At 53.0% G+C, this 19032-nt stretch carries 11 protein-coding genes; 10 read left to right on the top strand and 1 reads right to left on the bottom strand.

Translation table 11 applies throughout. From position 1 onward, the window contains the following. The first annotated feature begins 7 nt into the window (after positions 1-7). Positions 8-1471 (top strand): M48 family metalloprotease, encoded by a 1464-nt coding sequence (locus L1278_RS14290; RefSeq protein ID WP_253405571.1) that lies wholly within the window; start codon positions 8-10, stop codon positions 1469-1471. Between the two features lie 84 nt (positions 1472-1555). Here the strand turns inward: L1278_RS14290 and L1278_RS14285 are convergent, their stop codons facing one another. Further along, on the bottom strand, positions 1556-4375 hold the full coding sequence (locus L1278_RS14285) for an alpha-amylase family glycosyl hydrolase (RefSeq protein ID WP_253405570.1): 2820 nt from the start codon (positions 4373-4375) through the stop codon (positions 1556-1558). A 222-nt stretch (positions 4376-4597) separates the two neighbouring features. Here L1278_RS14285 and L1278_RS14280 point away from each other — a divergent pair, with 222 nt between their 5' ends. The 9 genes from L1278_RS14280 to L1278_RS14240 all read left to right on the top strand — a co-directional run bounded on the left by L1278_RS14280 (position 4598) and on the right by L1278_RS14240 (position 19001). Continuing rightward, positions 4598-5161, top strand: coding sequence for an RNA polymerase sigma factor (locus L1278_RS14280; RefSeq protein WP_253405569.1), 564 nt, complete (start codon positions 4598-4600; stop codon positions 5159-5161). Between the two features lie 145 nt (positions 5162-5306). Continuing rightward, positions 5307-6341: a FecR family protein gene (locus tag L1278_RS14275; protein WP_253405568.1), complete on the top strand. Its 1035-nt coding sequence runs from the start codon at positions 5307-5309 to the stop codon at positions 6339-6341. Between the two features lie 16 nt (positions 6342-6357). Next, positions 6358-9651 (top strand): TonB-dependent receptor, encoded by a 3294-nt coding sequence (locus L1278_RS14270; protein WP_253405566.1) that lies wholly within the window; start codon positions 6358-6360, stop codon positions 9649-9651. A gap of 12 nt (positions 9652-9663) precedes the next feature. Then, positions 9664-11289 (top strand): RagB/SusD family nutrient uptake outer membrane protein, encoded by a 1626-nt coding sequence (locus L1278_RS14265; protein WP_253405564.1) that lies wholly within the window; start codon positions 9664-9666, stop codon positions 11287-11289. 76 nt (positions 11290-11365) lie between these two features. After that, positions 11366-12406 carry a SusE domain-containing protein gene (locus L1278_RS14260; protein WP_253405562.1) on the top strand — a complete coding sequence of 347 codons (1041 nt, stop codon included), beginning with the start codon at positions 11366-11368 and terminating at the stop codon, positions 12404-12406. Positions 12407-12598: 192 nt separating this feature from the next. Beyond that, positions 12599-14185 carry an alpha-amylase family glycosyl hydrolase gene (locus tag L1278_RS14255; protein WP_253405560.1) on the top strand — a complete coding sequence of 529 codons (1587 nt, stop codon included), beginning with the start codon at positions 12599-12601 and terminating at the stop codon, positions 14183-14185. A gap of 19 nt (positions 14186-14204) precedes the next feature. Beyond that, complete coding sequence (locus L1278_RS14250) at positions 14205-15380, top strand: aldose epimerase family protein (RefSeq protein ID WP_253405558.1); 1176 nt, start codon at positions 14205-14207, stop codon at positions 15378-15380. Positions 15381-15887: 507 nt separating this feature from the next. Continuing rightward, complete coding sequence (locus tag L1278_RS14245; protein WP_253405556.1) at positions 15888-18638, top strand: trehalase family glycosidase; 2751 nt, start codon at positions 15888-15890, stop codon at positions 18636-18638. A 165-nt stretch (positions 18639-18803) separates the two neighbouring features. Then, a complete protein-coding gene (locus L1278_RS14240) occupies positions 18804-19001 on the top strand; it encodes a hypothetical protein (RefSeq protein WP_253405554.1) in 198 nt (65 codons plus the stop codon). The last annotated feature ends 31 nt before the right edge of the window (positions 19002-19032 follow it).

Genomic DNA, 19032 nt, shown 5'->3' with positions numbered 1-19032 from the left:
CAAAACGATGAGAAAGAACATAATAACCGGATTATTGGCATCCGTGTTCCTGATAGGCAGCTCCTGCCAGACCAATCCGGTTACGGGTAAAAAAGACGTGATGTTCATGTCAGAGAGTCAGGAAATAGCCCTTGGCAAGGAAGCGGACCCACAGATTGTAGCAGAGTTTGGACTTTACGAGGACCCCAAACTGCAAAGCTTCATCAAAGAAAAAGGTCAGCAAATGGCTAAAGTCTCACACCGCAGCAACCTCAACTACGAATTCAAGATCGTGGACTCCCCTGTGATCAACGCCTTTGCCGTTCCGGGAGGGTACGTGTACTTCACGCGCGGCATCATGGCCCACTTCAACAACGAAGCGCAGTTTGCCGGGGTACTCGGCCACGAGATCGGCCACATCACGGCGCGCCACTCAGCACAGCAGCAAAGCAAGTCTATTCTGGCGCAAGGAGGCCTGCTGCTTGGTATGATTCTGTCGCCTACGATTGCGCAGTACGGCCAGGAGGTGTCACAGGGACTTGGTCTGCTGATGCTCAAGTATAGCCGCGATGCGGAACGGGAGTCGGACGAGCTGGGCGTGGAGTACTCGACCAAGATCGGCTACGATGCTTCCGAAATGGCTGACTTTTTCACCACACTGCAGCGCAAGCAGGAGGAAAGCGGTCAGGCGATCCCTTCTCTCCTGTCGTCACACCCTGACCCGGGCGACCGTTACAATACTGTGCATCAACTGGCAGATGCAGAACAAAAGAAACAGAACCTGACTGACCCGAAGGTGGGGCGCAACAGCTACCTCAAAATGATTGACGGCATAGTCTACGGAGAGGATCCGAAACAGGGCTTTGTAGAGAATCAGGTTTTCTATCATCCGGTTCTCAAATTCCAGTTTAATATCCCAAGTGACTGGGGCTACCAGAACTCCCCGCAGCAGGTACAGATGGGGCCAAAGGATGGAAGCGCCGTGATGGCACTAACCCTTGCTCCTGGAGCCAGCCTGCAAGAAGCTGCCCAGCAGTCGTTGCAGAATTACGGCCTACAAGTTGTTGAAAGCAAAGAGGTAACTGTGAATGGGCTGCCTGCCATTGCGGTAGTGGCTGACCCACAGCCCCAACAACAGCAGCAGCAACAGCAACAACAACAACAGCCTTTGCGCACGCTCACGTACTTTATCCAGCACGGCGAAAACATCTACAGTCTGATGGGCATTACCACGGCACAGAACTTCAACAACTACTTCCAGGTTTTCAGCGGGAGTATGCAGAGCTTCAAGGTGCTCTCGGACCCTGAAAAGCTGAACCGCAAGCCGGAGCGCATCAGCATCGTAACGGTTCCGAAGGCCACCACACTGGCCCAGGCACTGCGCAGCAACAACATGCCTGATGCCCGCCACAACGAACTGGCCGTGCTCAACGGCATGCAGCTAAGTGATCAGCTACCTGCTGGCACCCTGATCAAAGTAGTAAAGAAATAGGTATAACCAGTATACAAAGAAAGCCCTGCCTCCTTTTCAGGAAGCAGGGCTTTTTGCTTTGCGCTATACCTGTCGGATAGGCCTTTATTCGTTTACCTTGAGCAGTTTATGCACCGATTTTTTTCCGCCCTGCTCTACCTGCATGTAGTAAATGCCCACCGGCACCCGCTGTAACCGGAGCTGCTCCTGGTGGCTTTGCTGGTGCTTGAGGAAGCGAACGTGTTGCAGATTGCGTCCAGTCATGTCCACCAGCTGTACCTGCACCGGCCCGCGATAGTCGCCTTCCAGGTGCAGCACGGTAGTCTCCTGCATCGGGTTCGGGTATACGCTCACACCATTTTCGGCCAGTTCCTCTTCTGCTGAGAGTACGAGTCCCTGCCAGGGCACTAAGTTAGGCTGTGGCGTTTCGAGCTTTTTGGTGGTATAAATGTGGAACTCGCCCGGCTGCAGTTCCATCGCCTGGCCGGGGTCCTCGATGCTGTTTTCCCTACCTGTAAAGTAATCGTACCATACCCCAGTGGTAGGAAAATTGGCGTTTATCTGCTGCGCCCGCACATCAAAATTACCCAGTATGAACACATCCATGTCTTCATGAAAAAGGAAGATGCGCTTTACCTGGCCACTCAACTGGAGGTCGAAATCGTTGGTTGTGAAGGCCGGTTCGTTTAGTTTGAGCTTGATGAGCTCGGCGTATACCTGGTATAACTTCTGCCGATCGGCTTGCTGCTGGTATTCCCAACGGATCGGTTTCTGGCCCGTCCGGCCGTTCTGGTCGATGGACACATCATACCCCAGTTCCCCGAACTGCCAGATCATCTTCGGACCAGGTATGGGCAGGAAGAAGGCAGCATCCAGTTTGGCGCGGTCAAGGGCGGTATTCGGGGTGCGGGTATTATAACTGCCGTTGCGGTTACCATTGTTGAGCACATCGTATAGTATACGCTCTTCGTCGTGGCTTTCCATATACCCGATCAGGTATGGGTTTTCCCAGGTGCGGTTTTTATAAGATATCCCCTGCGGGTTGGCCAGCACGCCTTTTGCCATGTTGCGGTAGTCGTGGTTGTGGTTGCCCCAAAACAGCATACCGTAGCTGGACAATTCTTTTTCTTCCTGGTTATCTGCAAAGTGCTCCAGTATCACATAGGCCGATTCGTCGTAGCTTCTGATCTCGTCATAAATGCGCTTCCAGGTGGCGACGCGGCCGGCATCATAGGAACTCCAGGCGCCCACGTTATCACCAGTGTTTTTCTGTGTAAAGCCCTTCGAAAGGTCAAAACGGTAGCCGTCGATGTTGTACTCTTCTATCCAGTGGCGGCTCACCCGCTCCACCAGTTCCTTGGTGGCTTCGCTCTCGTGGTTGAAGTCGAAGAAGACGCTGAAGGGGTGCGTGGCCCGCTGGTTGAAGAACGGGTTGTTGGCCGCCGGCTGGTTGCCGTCCCAGTACATTTTCACATAAGGGTACTCGTAATCCGCCTGGTTAAGCACAATGTCCAGGATGACGGCAATACCCATTTCGTGCGCTTTGTCGATGAAAGCTTTAAGGTCGTTTTTGATGCCGTAGGCTTTGTCGGGTGCAAAAAAGAAGATCGGGTTGTAGCCCCAAGAGTCGTTGCCAGAAAACTCCATTACCGGCATCAGTTCGATGGCATTCACGCCGAGGCGCTTGAGGTAGGTGAGCGTATCGGCCAGCACCTTGTAGTTGCGGGCCTCGATGAAGTCGCGCACGTGCAGCTCGTAGATCACCAGGTTTTCCGGATCCGGTCTTTCAAAGTCCGTCACTTTCCAGGTATAGCCGGGCTGGTTGGTCTGAAGTACGGACACAATTCCCTGTGCTCCCTCCGGGTAAGCTTTGAGGTTAGGGTACGTGCTGACAGGTATGTACTGGTCCATGGCTGGGTCGAGGATCTTCTCGGTATAGGGGTCGGCCACGGCCAGCGTGCCATCCACCAGGTACTGATAGGCTACCTCCTGCCCTGCCGGCAGGTTATTCAGCTCGATCCAATAGCGGTTGCCGTCGGGGGTACGCTTCATCAGGTATTCCGGCGAACTCTCCCAATTATTAAACTCCCCAATGGCGTACACAAAATTCTTGTGGGGCGCATACAGCACCAGCACGGCGCTGGAGGCACCCGTATAGTTCACGCCATCCCGCATACCTACCGGCAGCGCTGCCACAGCCGGCTGCGGCCTCACCCGAAAGGTGAAGCTTTCAGTGGTGGTTGCAGTGCCAAGTTTCGCCTCAATGGTGACGGTTCGCAGCACACCCTGCTGGCTGCCGGCATTGATCGTGGTCTGTACCTGATCCGTGTTGCTGGCGCTATACACCACCGCATTATCCAACTTCACCGTCACGTCGGCTTTAGCCGAGACAACGGCCCGTACAGGTATAGCGCTGTTGGCCGCCACAAAAAAGTCCTTCTGCACAGGTTCGCGCAGGGCTACCTGCAGACTGCCGTCATAGAGCTGGATGATAAAGTCTTCGGTTTGGGCGGTACCATTGCCGTTTTTCAACAGCAGCCCCAGTTTGTCGATGGTCTGACCGGCCGGCACTCCGAAATAAGTGCGGGGCGTGAGTTTTATCTGCCAGCGGTCGTTGCCGAGCGAGGTCATCTTGCCAGGATTGAAAGGCTGATTAAAACTCGTCTGCCCGGCCGGCTGGTACAGGAAGGCATTTGGATTGCCCACAACGCCCGCACCCGACCACAGGTATACGTCGTCGGTCTTGCCCAGCAGTCCGGCAGCACGCCCGTCTTTAGCCTGCTTCACATCAAAAATGATCGTGATTTCCTGATCGCCGTTGGGGAACTCAGGTATAGTTTGGACTGCCTGCGCCTTTGCCTGCCATGTTATACCTGCCAAAAAAACAAAAAGGATCAGCAAGTGGTTGAGGTATTTGTTTGCCATAAAGGGGGAATTATGAATGAAAGGTATTCGGGTACACAGCAGCAAGCAGGCTAGTCTTCTGTCTATTACAACATGCGCCAGGCAGAGCAGATATGCCCAAATCCTCAGTTACATGTTATAACACCAGATACGATTGTATATTTTTCAGAGCCTAAAGGTATGATATCCGATTAAATTCTAATATAATTGTTGTAATCCGTTTCGAAAACGGTGCAATCGCGCATGGACGAGCAGGAAGTTTGGGGCAGGTTTAAAGGAGGAAGCGAAGATGATTTTTCGCTACTGTACCGTCATTTTGCTCCCATCATGCTGCGCTACGGCAACCGGATCACGTCTGACAAAGAACTTATACGCGATTGTCTGCAACAGGTATTTTTTTCGCTTTGGAAGAGCCGTACCACTGTTGGCACCCCTGCCAGTGTGCGGCATTACCTGCTCAAAGCCATCCGCAACGAGCTCATCAAAAAAGGAAATCGCGCTAAACTGCATGAAGAATTGCCCGAAAATTACCACTTTGAGCTTGAGGATTCTCACGAGCAGACCATGATCCAGTTGCAGACGGCCGAGCTGACGCGCCAGCGGATCTCAGAACTACTCTCGCAGCTTCCGGCCCGCCAACGGGAAGTCATCTTCCTGAAATACTACGCCAACCTCAAGTACGACGAAATCGCCGCCATCATGGACATCGGGCAGGACTCGGTGTACAAAACGACCTACAAAGCCATCGCCCGTTTACAGCAGCTGCTCCACAACAGCGCCCTCCTGCTCTTTATGCTCTTCTATTAGGGGAAAATTATCCCACTCACTTACAATACTTTATAAATTATTTTAATTTTTTATAGCCAAAAGGAGGGATAATTTCTGACCCTGCCGGCTATTGTCTATAGTGTGTGCCTATACGCTAAAACCGCCCAATAAACAGACGCCTTACATGAACTACGCAACAGCCACTGCAGCTGAACTGGCAGCCGACCATGACTTTATACAGTGGGTCAAATACCCTACGCAGGAAAGTACGCTATACTGGTCGCAGTTTGCTGAACAATACCCCGACAGGGCGCAGGAAATGGCGGAGGCGCGTCATTTAGTATTATTGCTGTCGCAGGAACAGGCTGATGACCATAGCTTCGACGAAGATGCACAACTGGTGTGGGAGCAACTGCAGGAAGCGATGCAGCATGATCGGGAGCGCGGACCGGATAGTGGCCGTGTGTTCTCGCTATGGGGCTATCCCCTCAAAACCTGGTCGTCTGCGGCGGCCGTCATCACTCTGTTGTTAGCTTCAGCCGCCCTTCTTTTCACCCGCCAAAGTGCTGAGCCGGTCACCTACGCCACTGGTTACGGAGAGAAGCGCATTGTCCAACTTCCGGATAAATCCGTAATAGTACTTAATGCCAATTCAAGTATAACTATTCCTGAAAAATGGGAAAAGAATGAGCCCAGAACTGTTCAATTGCGCGGCGAGGCTTTTTTCTCGGTAACACAGCAGGCTAACAGACAGCAGTTTATCGTGACAACCAGCAAAGGCACCAAAATAAACGTACTGGGGACGGAATTTAACGTATACGACCGAGGCCAGGAAGACCGGGTTGTATTGGCGAGCGGCAAAGTAAGGCTGAGCGCCACACAAAACGGTGCATCCAGACAAATGGAAATGCAACCCGGCGATCTGATAACAGTGTCTGCAGCAGGCGGTCTTAGCCACCGTCGCGTAGACCCGGAACTATATACTGCCTGGCAGCACAACAAGGTATATTTTGACAATTACACACTGCGTGAAGTAGGCACGCTGATCGAGCAGCAGTATGGCTATCAGGTAGAATTCAGTGGCAAAGAGCTTCCCGGGCAGCGCATCACGGCCTTCCTGGAAGTAAAAAACCCCGAAGACATTCTGAACACACTAGCTGAGACATTTGAACTCAAGATCACCCAACAAGAGAACACTATATATATAAGCTCACTATAAATTAACCTCATAATCTATGTCAAATAAATCTACTAAGAGACTAGGTTCCTTTGGTTTGGCAGTAGCCCTGTGCTGCTTTCAGGTACCGGGGACCGCTCAGGGTTATCCGGGCCCTGGTCCGAGCCTTGCAGTAAACCACACCTCCGGACAGGCCCTGACAGCCAAGTCGCTCAAGGATTTGCTCAATGATCTCAAAAACTCGCACGGCATACAGTTCTCTTACCAGGCCAGTCTGGCCGACGACGTGCAGCTGATTGTGCCAGAGCCGAAAGGCGGCGTGCAGAACGTGGATGAGTTCCTGAGTGCCACGCTGGCCAGCAATAATCTGGCTTATAAAAAAGTGAGGGGCGTATACATCATCTCGAAGGCACGCCCTGCCGCAGCTAGCACCACAACTGTGGTAGCCAAACCACGCACGGCGGTACAGCAGGATGTAACCGTTAGTGGCCGCGTGTTAGACGAGAATGGCGAAGCACTGCCAGGCGTAACGGTTGTACTCAAAGGCACTACCCGCGGTACTGCTACCAATGCCAATGGCGAGTTTACACTGCCAGCCCCTTCTGAAGGCGGTACGCTGGTGTTCTCTTTCATTGGTTACGCCACACAGGAAGTGGCCATCGGTGGCCAGACTGACTTCAACATTACAATGCGCACCGACGCCCGCGCTCTGCAGGAAGTGGTAGTGGTTGGGTATGGTACGCAGCGTAAATCCGACATTTCGGGCGCCGTAACAGCGATCTCCTCCGAAGACTTTGTGCAAGGCCAGATCACTACTCCAGAGCAGTTGATCCAGGGTAAGGTAGCCGGTGTGCAGATCACACCAAACGGTGGCGCGCCTGGCTCTGGTAGCCGCATCCGCATCCGTGGTGGTGGCTCTCTTAATGCCAGCAACGATCCTCTCATCGTTATCGACGGTGTGCCACTCGATAACTCAGGTGTATCAGGTGCGGCAAACCCGCTCAACTTCCTCAACCCGAATGACATCGAGACTTTCAACATTCTGAAAGACGCTTCGGCAACTGCCATCTACGGTTCGCGCGCTTCCAACGGTGTAATCATCATCACGACCAAAAAAGGCACTGCCGGGCAGAAGCTCGCGGTAACCTTTACAACACAGCACTCGCTCTCCAAAGTGGGCAAAACAGTTGATGTGCTAGGAGCTGACGAGTTCCGAAGTGTAGTGAACGAGCAGGGCACTCCTTCGCAGATCGCACTGCTCGGCAACGACAATACCGACTGGCAGGACCAGATCTTTCAGACAGCCTACACCACGGACAATAACCTGAGCATAGGCGGCTCGGTGGGAAAACTCCCCTACCGTGTATCGCTGGGCTACCTGAACCAAGACGGTATATTGCGCACCGGTAACTTTGAGCGTGGCTCAATCGGAGTCAACCTGAACCCGAGCTTCCTCGACGACCACTTAACCGTAAACCTGAACTACAAAGGAGCGATCACCGACAGCAAGTTTGCTGACGTAGGCGCCATTGGGGCGGCTGTGGCAATGGACCCAACACAGCCTGTGATGTCTGGCAGTGACGAGTTTGGTGGCTACTTCCAATGGTTGGACGCCAACGGTCGCTACAATCCGCTGGCTACCCGCAACCCGGTAAGTATGCTGGAGCAGCGCGACGACCGTGGTGAAGTAAAGCGCCACATTGGTAATGTACAGCTGGACTACAAGCTTCATTTCCTGCCTGACCTGAGAGCCAACCTCAACCTGGGTTTTGATCGCTCCAACAGCAACGGCACCACTTTATACCCGGCCGCCTTTGCACCCGAGGCGCCTAACAAAGGCAGAAGTACCCAGTTTGAGCAGGAGAAGAAAAACAGTCTGGTTGACTTCTACCTGAACTACGTGAAAGATCTGACCGGCATTAACAGCCGCGTCGATGCAACAGCCGGTTACTCCTTCCAGGAGTTCGAGAACGAGAGCCCGCAGTTTATCCCAACTAACGCAGAGGGAACACCGCTGAGCGATCTGGAGCCAGGACTTCCTACAAACGACTTCTACCGCCTGCGCTCTTACTTTGGCCGACTGAACTACGTGCTCCTCGACCGCTATATCCTGACAGCCACCGTGCGCCGTGACGGTACATCACGCTTTAGTGATGACGTTAGATGGGGTACATTCCCGGCGCTGGCACTGGCCTGGAGAATCAACGAAGAGGCATTCCTGAGAAACTCACCGGCTGTATCTGAATTGAAGCTCCGTTTAGGTGTGGGTGTAACAGGCCAGCAGGACATCGGTCCTTTCTTTCCGTACCTGGCACGCTATACAATAAGCGACAACACAGCACAATACCAGCTCGGCGACCAGTTCTACAACCTGCTCCGTCCGGAGGGCTATGATGCTGGTATTAAGTGGGAGGAAACGACAACCTATAACGCAGGTATAGACTTTGGCTTTGCCAATAACAAAGTGAACGGTAGCCTCGATTACTTCTTCAAAGACACCCGCGACCTGTTGGCCCTCGTATCGGTTCCTGCCGGTACCAACCTGGTGAACGAACTGATCACAAACGTAGGCAACCTGGAAACAAGAGGTCTGGAAGCAGCCCTGAACTACGTGGCCATCAGCAACGAAAAGCTGACCTGGAGCATCGGCGTTAACGGTACGTACCAGAAGCGTGAGATCACGAATCTGAGCAAGGTCGAAGATCCAAACTTTGAAGGCTACCCTGTTGGCACTATTGCCGGTGGCGTGGGCAACAACATCCAGATCAGAACGGTTGGCTACGCCCCGGATGTGTTCTATGTATACAAGCAAGTGTATGACGAGCAGGGCAAACCGATCGAAGGCCTGTATGCCGACCTGAACGAGGATGGTGTGATCAGTGAAGCTGACCGCTACCGCTACAAGAAGCCAGAGCCGGATTTCTTCCTAGGCTTCAACTCTAACCTAACCTATGGCAACTTCGATTTTGGCTTTGTGATGCGTGGCAGCGTGGGCAACTATATGTATAATAACATTTACTCAAATAACGGCGCCTACCGCTCCTTTATGTTCCCGGGTTACCTCACCAACGTATCGCCGAACGTGCTGGAGACCAATTTCATGAACTACCAGCTGTTCTCTGACTACTACATGGAGAACGCCTCGTTCCTACGAATGGAGAACATCAACTTTGGCTACAATGTGGGCAGCATCTTCAACGAAAAAGCGAACCTGCGCCTGAATGCCAACATCCAGAACCTGTTTGTAATCACCAAATACAACGGTCTTGATCCTGAGATTGCCAGCGGTATAGACAATAACTTTTACCCAAGGCCGCGGGTGTACACCTTAGGTCTGACAGTTAATCTTTAATTCGTCCCTATTATGAGAACTCTGAATTTCAGAAATATAAGAAACATAGCACTGGCAGGCGTTATTTCCCTGTCCGCTGCCTCCTGCGACCACGATCTGGACATAGAGCCGAAGTACGATGTGGTGTCGGCCAATGTTTACCGCGACTTCGCCAACTACAAGCCCATCCTGGCAAAAATGTACGCCGGCTATGCCGTGACAGGCCAGCAGGGTCCTGCCGGGCGCCCCGACATCAGTGGCATCGACGAGGGTTTTTCGAACTACCTGCGCCAGTACTGGCAGGCACAGGAACTGTCGACAGACGAGGCGATCATTGCCTGGAACGACGGCAACCTGCGCGACCTGCATGACATGGACTGGACTCCGGCCAACGAATTTTTGCGTGCGCTTTACAACCGTATCTTCTACCAGGTATCGCTCACAAACGAGTTCATCCGCGAAACGCAGGACGGCCTGCTGAGCGAGCGAGGCATCACAGGCGCCAACCTGGAGGAAGCCAAGCGTTTCCGTGCCGAGGCCCGCTTCCTGCGCGCACTGAGCTACTGGCATGCACTCGACCTGTATGGCAACGTGCCTTTTGTGACGGAAACAGACCGGGTAGGCTCTTTCTTACCGGAGCAGACGATGCGCGCCGAGCTTTTCAGTTATGTGGAGAGCGAACTGCTGGCCATTGAAAATGAGCTGGGAGAGCCGGGCTTTGAATATGGTAGAGCTGATAAGGCCGCCGCCTGGACGCTGCTTGCCAAGCTATACCTGAACGCGGAGGTATACACCGGCCAGGGCAAATATGCCGAAGCTGTAACCTACTCTAAAAAGGTGATCGACTCAGGACGCTTCCAGTTGGAGGCAGAGTACGGCCACTTATTCCTGGCAGACAACCACACCTCCAGCGAGATCATTTTCCCGATTACCTTTGACGGGATGCGCACCACTACATGGGGCGGTATGACCTACCTGGTGCACGCACCGGTTGGGGGCAGCATGAGCGCAGCCGCCTTTGGCATCAACGGTGGCTGGGGTGGTCTTCGCACTACCAAAAACATTGTGGAACTTTTCCCGAGCACCAACGCAACCCCGGATGAGCGCGCTATGTTCCATACCGACGGACAGAGCCTTGAGATTGGCGATATCTTCACCTTTACAGAAGGCTATCCGATCACGAAATACAAAAATGTGAACAGAGCGGGTCAGGCAGGTTCTGATCCAAGCGGTAACCACCCGGACACAGATTTCCCGATGTTTCGACTGGCTGACGTGTACCTGATGTATGCGGAGGCTGTGCTGCGTGGAGGAGGCGGTTCTGTTGCTGACGCGTTGGGCTACGTGAACCAATTGCGTCGTCGCGCCTATACCGATGCCGCCGGAAACGTGCGTAACAACGGAGGTGCAATCAGCCAAGGTCAGCTTACGCTGGATTTCATCATTAACGAGCGCGCTCGCGAGCTGAAATGGGAAGGCCACCGCAGAACGGACCTGATCCGCTTCAACAGGTTTACATCAGCTACCTATGTTTGGCCGTGGAAAGGCGGTGATCCGGAGGGCAGAGGTGTGGAGGAATTCCGCAGACTTTACCCGATCCCAACCACAGACCTGACTGCCAACCCGAACCTGACGCAAAATCCTGGCTATACGCGATAATCTGAAATATACTGGAAGCTAGCTGCACAAGCAGTCGGCTTTCAGGTAGGTAAATCACTTTTTGAAATCATCAAATATGAAAAGCACGATAAATAAGTTATTCACCTTGTGCCTGATGTCGCTGGTGCTGTTCTCATGTGAGAAAGAAGAAGAGCAACTGGTACTGCGTTCGGGTGCCGTCCCTACCCTTGCTGCCACAGCCAACAGTGTGGAGCTGGCTGCTGAAAACAAAGCAGAGGACGCTATCACCCTGAACTGGACCGCCGCTGACTACGGTTTCCAGGCAGCTGTTACCTATACCCTGCAGTTTATTGCCGAAAGCGGCGATTTTGCGGAAGCCAGGGAAGTAGAAACTACTGCGGGTATGCTGAGCGAAACCCTTACTGTGGCAGAGCTGAATACCCTGGCTACGCAGCTGGGTCTGGCTCCGAACAACGAAGGCACGATGCAGGTACGTGTAAAATCCTCGGTAGCAGAGAGTGTTACACCGACTCACTCCAACGTGGTGTCATTCAAAGTGACGCCATTTCTCGACATCATTGAGTACGTGTCGCTGTGGGTGCCGGGCAGCCACCAGGGCTGGGACCCGGGCAAAGCACCCAAAGTGTCATCTGTTAAAGACGACGGTGTGTACGAAGGCTATGTGAACTTCCCTGATAACAAGACGAATTTCAAGATAAACCCCGCACCTAATTGGGACAACGACTTTGGAGGCACCAGCAGCGGCAACAAAGGTACACTGGTTGCAAAAGGGAGCGACCTGCAGGTGGACGGCGCAGGCTACTACCTGCTCAAAGCCAACACCAACCAGTTGACCTGGGAGGCCATTAAGACAACATGGGGCGTAATAGGTGACGCCACCGGCAGCTGGGATAACGATCAGGACATGACTTACGATGCGACTGCTCAGGTATGGAAGGCCACGTTACAATTGTCTGTTGGAGAGATCAAGTTCAGAGCCAATGACAAATGGGACATTAACTTAGGTGACGACAATGCCGATGCCAGCCTGGAATATGGCGGTTCCAACATCAAAATAACAGAGGCGGGTCGGTACGAAGTGGTGTTGAATCTGGCCAACCCAGGTAACTATACCTATACACTGACCAAGCTTTAAGATGCTACACTCGCACCCAGACTTTACAAAAGTATCCTGCTGCGAACAGCTACTTTAATCCTAGCAAACCCGACAGGCAGCTCCGCTCTGTCGGGTTTTCTATGTTAAGCCCACTTGATCATCCGTATTCTAAACCCAAGCCACTCCCACGAGCCTAGCTACACTGGTGGGAATGGGTACACATAAACAACCATGAAAAAACGAAACCTGCATCACCTCCTGCTTATAACTGCGCTATACCTGGCGACGGGATGCAGTGCACCTACAGTACTCGGCAGTGAAGTCGGGATTAAGTCAGAAGCCAAGGCCAGTGAGTGGCCGCACAGTGTGAGTTACGAGATCTTTGTGCAGTCTTTCTGCGACTCCGACAACGACGGCATAGGCGATATCAAAGGCATGACTTCGAAGCTTGATTATCTGGATGAGCTAGGTATAGAAGGCGTCTGGCTGATGCCGATGAGCCCCTCTCCTTCTTACCACAAATACGACGTGAACGACTATACCGGCATTCACCCCGACTACGGCACAATGGAGGATTTTAAGACCTTTGTGGAGGAGGCGCACAAACGCAACATCAAAGTGGTGATCGACCTGGTGGTGAACCACTCCAGCAACCAGCATCCCTGGTTTTTGGAGGCGGCCAAAGACGAGAAAAGTCCTTACCGCGACTACTATGTGTGGGCGCACAAAGACGATCCGCAGACCAAAGGCGAGGGCAAAACGACTGGCGATGACTCCCACAACGTCCAGCATTGGCATGAGGTGAAAGGCAGCGACTACAAATACTTCGGCTACTTCTGGGGAGGCATGCCCGACCTCAATTTCGACAATCCGAAAGTACGGCAGGAGGTATATAAAGTAGGTCGCTACTGGCTCGAGGAAGTGGGTGTGGATGGTTTCCGTTTGGATGCGGCCCGCCACATTTTCCCGGATGACAGACCAGCCGATAATCATGCTTTCTGGGAGGAGTTCAGAGCCGAGATGCAAAAAGTGAAGCCGGACGTATACCTGGTGGGTGAAGTATGGGCTGAGGCTGATGTGGTGGCCCCTTATACCAAAGGCCTTCCGGCCCTCTTCAACTTCGAGATGAGCTGGAAAATACTTGATGCTCTGAAGACTGGAAATGGCGATTCGCTGGCCATCCACCATGACCGCATTATCAACACGTATCAGCAGGTGAATCCAAATTTTGTGGACGCCACTATCCTGAGCAACCACGACCAGAACCGCATCATGAGCGAAGTGGACGGCGACTTGAACAAAGCTAAAGTAGCGGCGGCATTACTCTTTACATTACCTGGCGCTCCATACGTGTACTATGGCGAGGAGATCGGGATGCAGGGCAAGAAGCCGGATGAGATGATCCGGGAGCCTTTCCTGTGGGACACCAAAACCAACGACGATTGCCGCACCACCTGGGTAACGCCGAAGTTTAGCACCGAGCAGAATGTGAAGCCAGTGGCACAGCAGGCACAGGATCCGAACTCGCTCCTCAACCACTACAAAGCCTACATCCAGCTGCGCAACAGCAGCAAAGCCCTGACACAAGGAAAACTGGAACCGGTGAACCTGAGCAACCGGGCGGTGAGTGCCTTTGTGCGTACCATGGGTGATGAATCAGTACTGGTACTGCACAACCTATCCAGCAAAGAAGTGAGCGTTACTATACCTGCCAGTCTGCAGGAGCACAAGCAGCTGATTCATCAGCACAATGCTGCCAAACTGTATGGTTCTACAGCGCAGCTACCACCGTACAGTTCCCTTATCATTAGAAAATAAACCAACCCGAAAAGAGTTTATGAAAAAACGAAAAGGCCTCTATACCTTGCGCTCCCTGGCGTTCTATGCTTGTCTGAGTGTCGCGACACTGACAGGCTGCGGCGGCAAGCCGGGTCAGCCCGGACAAAGTATGAGTAATCAAGTGAACAACATGGAAATAAAATCCGAACCCTTCGGCACCGCCCCTGACGGGCAGGAAGTGCAGCTCTATACCCTGACCAATGCCAACGGCATGACCGTCAAAATCACAAATTACGGCGCTATTGTCACCTCTATTCAGACACCTGATCGTGACGGAAAATTAGGCGAAGTAGCGCTCGGTTTCGACAGCGTGGACGATTACGTACCCAACGATCCGCATTTCGGGGGCATTGTGGGGCGCTATGCCAACCGCATTGCCAAGGGAAAGTTCTCTTTGGACGGACAAGAGTATACCCTGGCTGCGAACGATGCACCCAACCACCTGCACGGCGGCATCACCGGTTTCGACAGAGTGGTGTGGCAAGCCGAGCCCCTGCAAAAGCAGAACGCGATCCGGCTGACGTACGTGAGCAAGGATGGCGAAGAAGGCTACCCCGGCAACCTTACTGTGGTGGTGACCTATACTCTAACAGGCTTTAACGCCCTGAAGATCGACTACGAAGCCACTACCGACAAAGCCACCCCGGTTAACCTCACCAACCACAGCTATTTCAACCTAAGCGCGGGCAAGGAAAAGGACATCCTCAACCACATCGTCACGATCCACGCAGACCAGTTCACTGCTTCCGACAAGACGCTTATACCTACCGGCGAGCTGAAGCCAGTGAAAGGCACGCCGTACGATTTTACCACGCCAACCCGCGTAGGCGACCGCATCGAAAACCTGCAGGGCTATGGCTACGACCTGAATTACGTGGTACGCAACGGTGGCGACAAACTGGTACCTGCTGCGACTGTGGAAGACCCCAGCACTGGCCGGGTGATGCAGGTTCAAACCACACAGCCCGGCATCCAGTTCTACACCGCCTATCACCTGGACGGCACCCTGACCGGCCACAACAACACGACCTACAACCGCTACGCCGGCCTCTGCCTCGAAGCCCAGCACTTCCCCGATTCCCCGAATCAGAAGAGCTTCCCTTCGACAATCATCCGGCCAGGCGAAAAGTACAGCGAGACGACGGTTTATAAGTTTGGGGTGAAGGGGGAATAGTTTGTCTGGATCTTTATATAGCGCCCTTACCCCAAGGATTTACAGGATTAAAGGATTGACAGAATTTTCATGGAGGATTAACACCTCCCTGCCCCCTTCAAAGGGGGACTTTTGGATACTGCCATTCTACAGGTATAAGCTTCGTAGCACTGTCTAGCTACCCCGGGTCCAACCACCCCTGCCCCTCCTTGTCCAAGGAGGGGAGTTTCGGCTACCGCCACTATGAAGGTATAAGCGCAGTAGGATTTGACACATACCACATATACCACTGGCACGCGTCGAAAAACTAACTTGCCCCGGTAGCTATACAACAAGTCACATTGGCCCGGTGCTCCAATGACGATTTTTTGTTTGAGCGGTCAGCGAGTTCAAAATCGTCTTGATTTTTTTGCTTACTTTTTTCATCAAGGAAAAAAGTAAGGCCCGCCCGGCGAGGGCAAGCTATGAAATAAAAGCAGTGACTATACCTGCAACCAACACGGGTATAAAACATTACAAACATTGATCATGAAAAGACACTATTACATACATACCCTGGGCCTGGCAGCCCTACTAACAGCTACAGCCTGCAAAACACAGCAACCTGACACGGGCAACACCGCCGACACCGGCACAACTACCGCTACAGTCAGCAGCGAAAACCCACTCTGGCAATCCCAGGCCTACAGCTTATACCCTGATCGAATCGTGCAAGGCGACTATGTGGCCAAGGCCATCTCCCCTACCGAGATCACCTCCAGTTACCAAAGCCCGGCCAATGAATTCCAGTCGCCGGAGATCATGTTCAAGTTCAGCATCAACAGCAAGGACAACGAGATGCCACCGGGTATGGACCACCAGTTCATCTGCCTCGCCGAGGAAGGCGGGAGCTGCGAAACCCCGATCATCAAGTTTGGTCAACAGCTGAAAGCGACTCCCCCCGCTCCACCAAAGGCTTTTCTACCGCCAAACACACCACTGACGGTGCGGGTGGATATGCGGGAAGTGCTGGCAGCTTTTGAGAAGAACGGTTTCTACACCGCCTATAACGGCAGCAAGGTATACAAAGACGATTTCAAGGGAGTTTATATTGCCGGCAATACGACTCCCCTTTCCTGGGACTTCGACAACCTGGCGAGTCGCAAAGGCATGCAGCTCGAAGACCCGGACGGCGATGGCATTTATGAAGTGACGCTCACCATGAACGCACACCGCGAAGAGAAATTCACGGCATCGCACTGGAAGCTGAGCTCGAAGATCGACCACTATCCGCAGTACAAATCTGACTATGTGCTGACCGATGCGCTCTATAACATGACGCTGGAGGAAGTAGTGAAGAACATCGAGGCCGACAGCACTTTCCGGACGGGCAAAGAATGGGCCGGCGTGTGGACCCGAGACATCAGCTACGCTCTGATACTAGGATTAGCCGCCATTGAACCGGAGATAGCCCGCAAAAGTCTGATGCGTAAAGTGAAGAACCAACGCATCATCCAGGACACCGGTACTGGTGGTGCCTATCCAGTGTCGACCGACCGCATTGTGTGGGGCATTGCCGCCTGGGAAATTTACACTGTTACCGGTGACCAGAATTGGCTGCGTGAATCTTACGAGATCATCCGTAACTCTGTGGAAGACGACCTGCTCAATGCCTTCGACCAGAAAACGAACCTGATGCGCGGCGAATCCTCCTTCCTGGATTGGCGCGAGCAGACCTACCCTAAATGGATGCAGCCCGCTGATATTTACGCTTCGCAGAACCTGGGCACAAACGCCGTACATTATCAGGCTAATACGCTGTTAAGCCAGATGGCGACCATGCTAAACGACAAACAGGCGGCTGACAGGTATAGCCAACTGGCCGCGCGCATCAAGGCAGGTATAAACCAGCACTTGTGGCAGGAAGATAAAGGCCATTACGGGCAGTACCTGTACGGCCGTAACTATATGTCACTCTCCCCGAGGTCTGAAGCGCTGGGCGAGGCCCTGACGGTGCTCTTCGGTATAGCAGATTCTGACAGAGCGAAACAAATCGTGGCCAACACACCGGTGTATGACTTTGGTGTGCCGAGCATTTTCCCGCAGATCCCGAACATTCCGCCTTACCACAACAACGGCATCTGGCCCTTCGTGCAGGCCTACTGGACACTGGCCGCCGCCAAAGCCGGCAACGAAACTGCTACTCTGGAGAGCCTGAACGCCATTTACCGCCCAGCTGCTTTGTTCCTCACCAACAAAGAGAACTTTGTGGCCAGCAACGGCGACTATGCCGGCACGCAGGTCAACTCCGACCGCCAGCTTTGGAGTGTGGGCGGCTTCCTGGGCATGACCTACAAACTGCTTTTCGGCATGAACTTTCAGGCGGATCAGTTGGTGTTCAAACCCTTTGTGCCGGAGGTATACAAAGGTAATCATCAACTCACCAACTTCAGGTATAGGAATGCCGTGCTCAACATTGAGATGCAGGGCTTCGGCAACAGCATTCGCTCGATCACCCTGGATGGTCAGCCTCTGGAAGGTGCCGCTATACCTGCCAGTCTTACCGGTCAGCACAATATACAGATCGTGCTCGCTAATGAAATAAGCGACAAGGGCAGCCAAAACAAAGTGGCCCACCACGTGACGCCTCCTGCCCCCACTGCCACTTTCGCTAATGGCAGGTATAGCTGGCAACCTGTGGAAGGAGCGGTGAAGTATACCGTGCTGCGTAATGGCAAGCCAATGCAGGATACCAAAGAAACAGGTATAGCAGTGCAACCCAATGGCTATGCCGAATATCAGGTGATCGCGACCGATGCGGCAGGTTATGGCTCTTTTGCCAGCGAGCCAATTCCGGTGTATGCCAAAGCAATGGAACAGGTATACGAAGCGGAAGCAGCAGCTACCCCAGCCAAACAACCATACAAGGGCTTCATGGGCAAAGGCTTTGTGGAAGTGAGCAAAAAGACAAACACGACCATCAACTTTAAAGTAAATACTCCGCAGGCCGGTTTGTATGCCATTGACTTCCGCTATGCCAACGGCAATGGCCCGATCAACACCGACAACAAATCAGCCATGCGTACCCTCCGCAAGGGCAAGGAAATGGCCGGTACCATTGTGCTGCCACAGCGCGGCATCGGCGAGTGGAGCGACTGGGGCTATACCAACAAGGTATGGGTGCAGCTCGAGAAAGGCACCAATCAACTGTCACTCACTTTTGAGCCGCAAAACGAGAACATGAACGGCGAAATTAACCAGGCCATGATCGACCACCTGCGACTGATTCGGATACAATAGCTATTCAATACGTATCATTCCGAAAGCCCCGGCTAAATAAAATGGCCGGGGCTTTTTTGTTGTACTAGCATCTTCTACCGCCAAAAAGAGTATAGGGTATAACTTAAAATACAAAAGATTACACAACGAGAAGTAACCGACACCGAAAACACCACCTGGACCTGCGTGCAGGCCTATGGCACCCTATCAAAAGAAAACGCCGAAAAGGCAGCCGAACTAACCGAAGACACAAACGGCGAGGTGACGGTGGTCTGCACCCCAAGCGGCGGCGCCCAGACGGTGCGACTGCAGCTGCCAAAAGACTGGCTGGAGGCTGTAACCGACGAAGAACTGGTCGATCAGATCACGGCGCAGCAGCATTAACACCTTTCAGGTATAGCTGCTACCAAACACC

Source organism: Pontibacter sp. HSC-36F09 (genome assembly GCF_024171605.1).
Lineage (GTDB): Bacteria > Bacteroidota > Bacteroidia > Cytophagales > Hymenobacteraceae > Pontibacter.
The sequence above is the reverse complement of the archived record's forward strand: the minus strand, read 5'-3'. Positions and strand labels throughout refer to the sequence as shown.

Coding starts and splice junctions, on each gene's coding strand:
- L1278_RS14290 (WP_253405571.1), top strand. CDS start 8: ATGAGAAAGAACATAATAACCGGATTATTGGCATCCGTGTTCCTGATA.
- L1278_RS14285 (WP_253405570.1), bottom strand. CDS start 4,375: ATGGCAAACAAATACCTCAACCACTTGCTGATCCTTTTTGTTTTTTTG.
- L1278_RS14280 (WP_253405569.1), top strand. CDS start 4,598: ATGGACGAGCAGGAAGTTTGGGGCAGGTTTAAAGGAGGAAGCGAAGAT.
- L1278_RS14275 (WP_253405568.1), top strand. CDS start 5,307: ATGAACTACGCAACAGCCACTGCAGCTGAACTGGCAGCCGACCATGAC.
- L1278_RS14270 (WP_253405566.1), top strand. CDS start 6,358: ATGTCAAATAAATCTACTAAGAGACTAGGTTCCTTTGGTTTGGCAGTA.
- L1278_RS14265 (WP_253405564.1), top strand. CDS start 9,664: ATGAGAACTCTGAATTTCAGAAATATAAGAAACATAGCACTGGCAGGC.
- L1278_RS14260 (WP_253405562.1), top strand. CDS start 11,366: ATGAAAAGCACGATAAATAAGTTATTCACCTTGTGCCTGATGTCGCTG.
- L1278_RS14255 (WP_253405560.1), top strand. CDS start 12,599: ATGAAAAAACGAAACCTGCATCACCTCCTGCTTATAACTGCGCTATAC.
- L1278_RS14250 (WP_253405558.1), top strand. CDS start 14,205: ATGAAAAAACGAAAAGGCCTCTATACCTTGCGCTCCCTGGCGTTCTAT.
- L1278_RS14245 (WP_253405556.1), top strand. CDS start 15,888: ATGAAAAGACACTATTACATACATACCCTGGGCCTGGCAGCCCTACTA.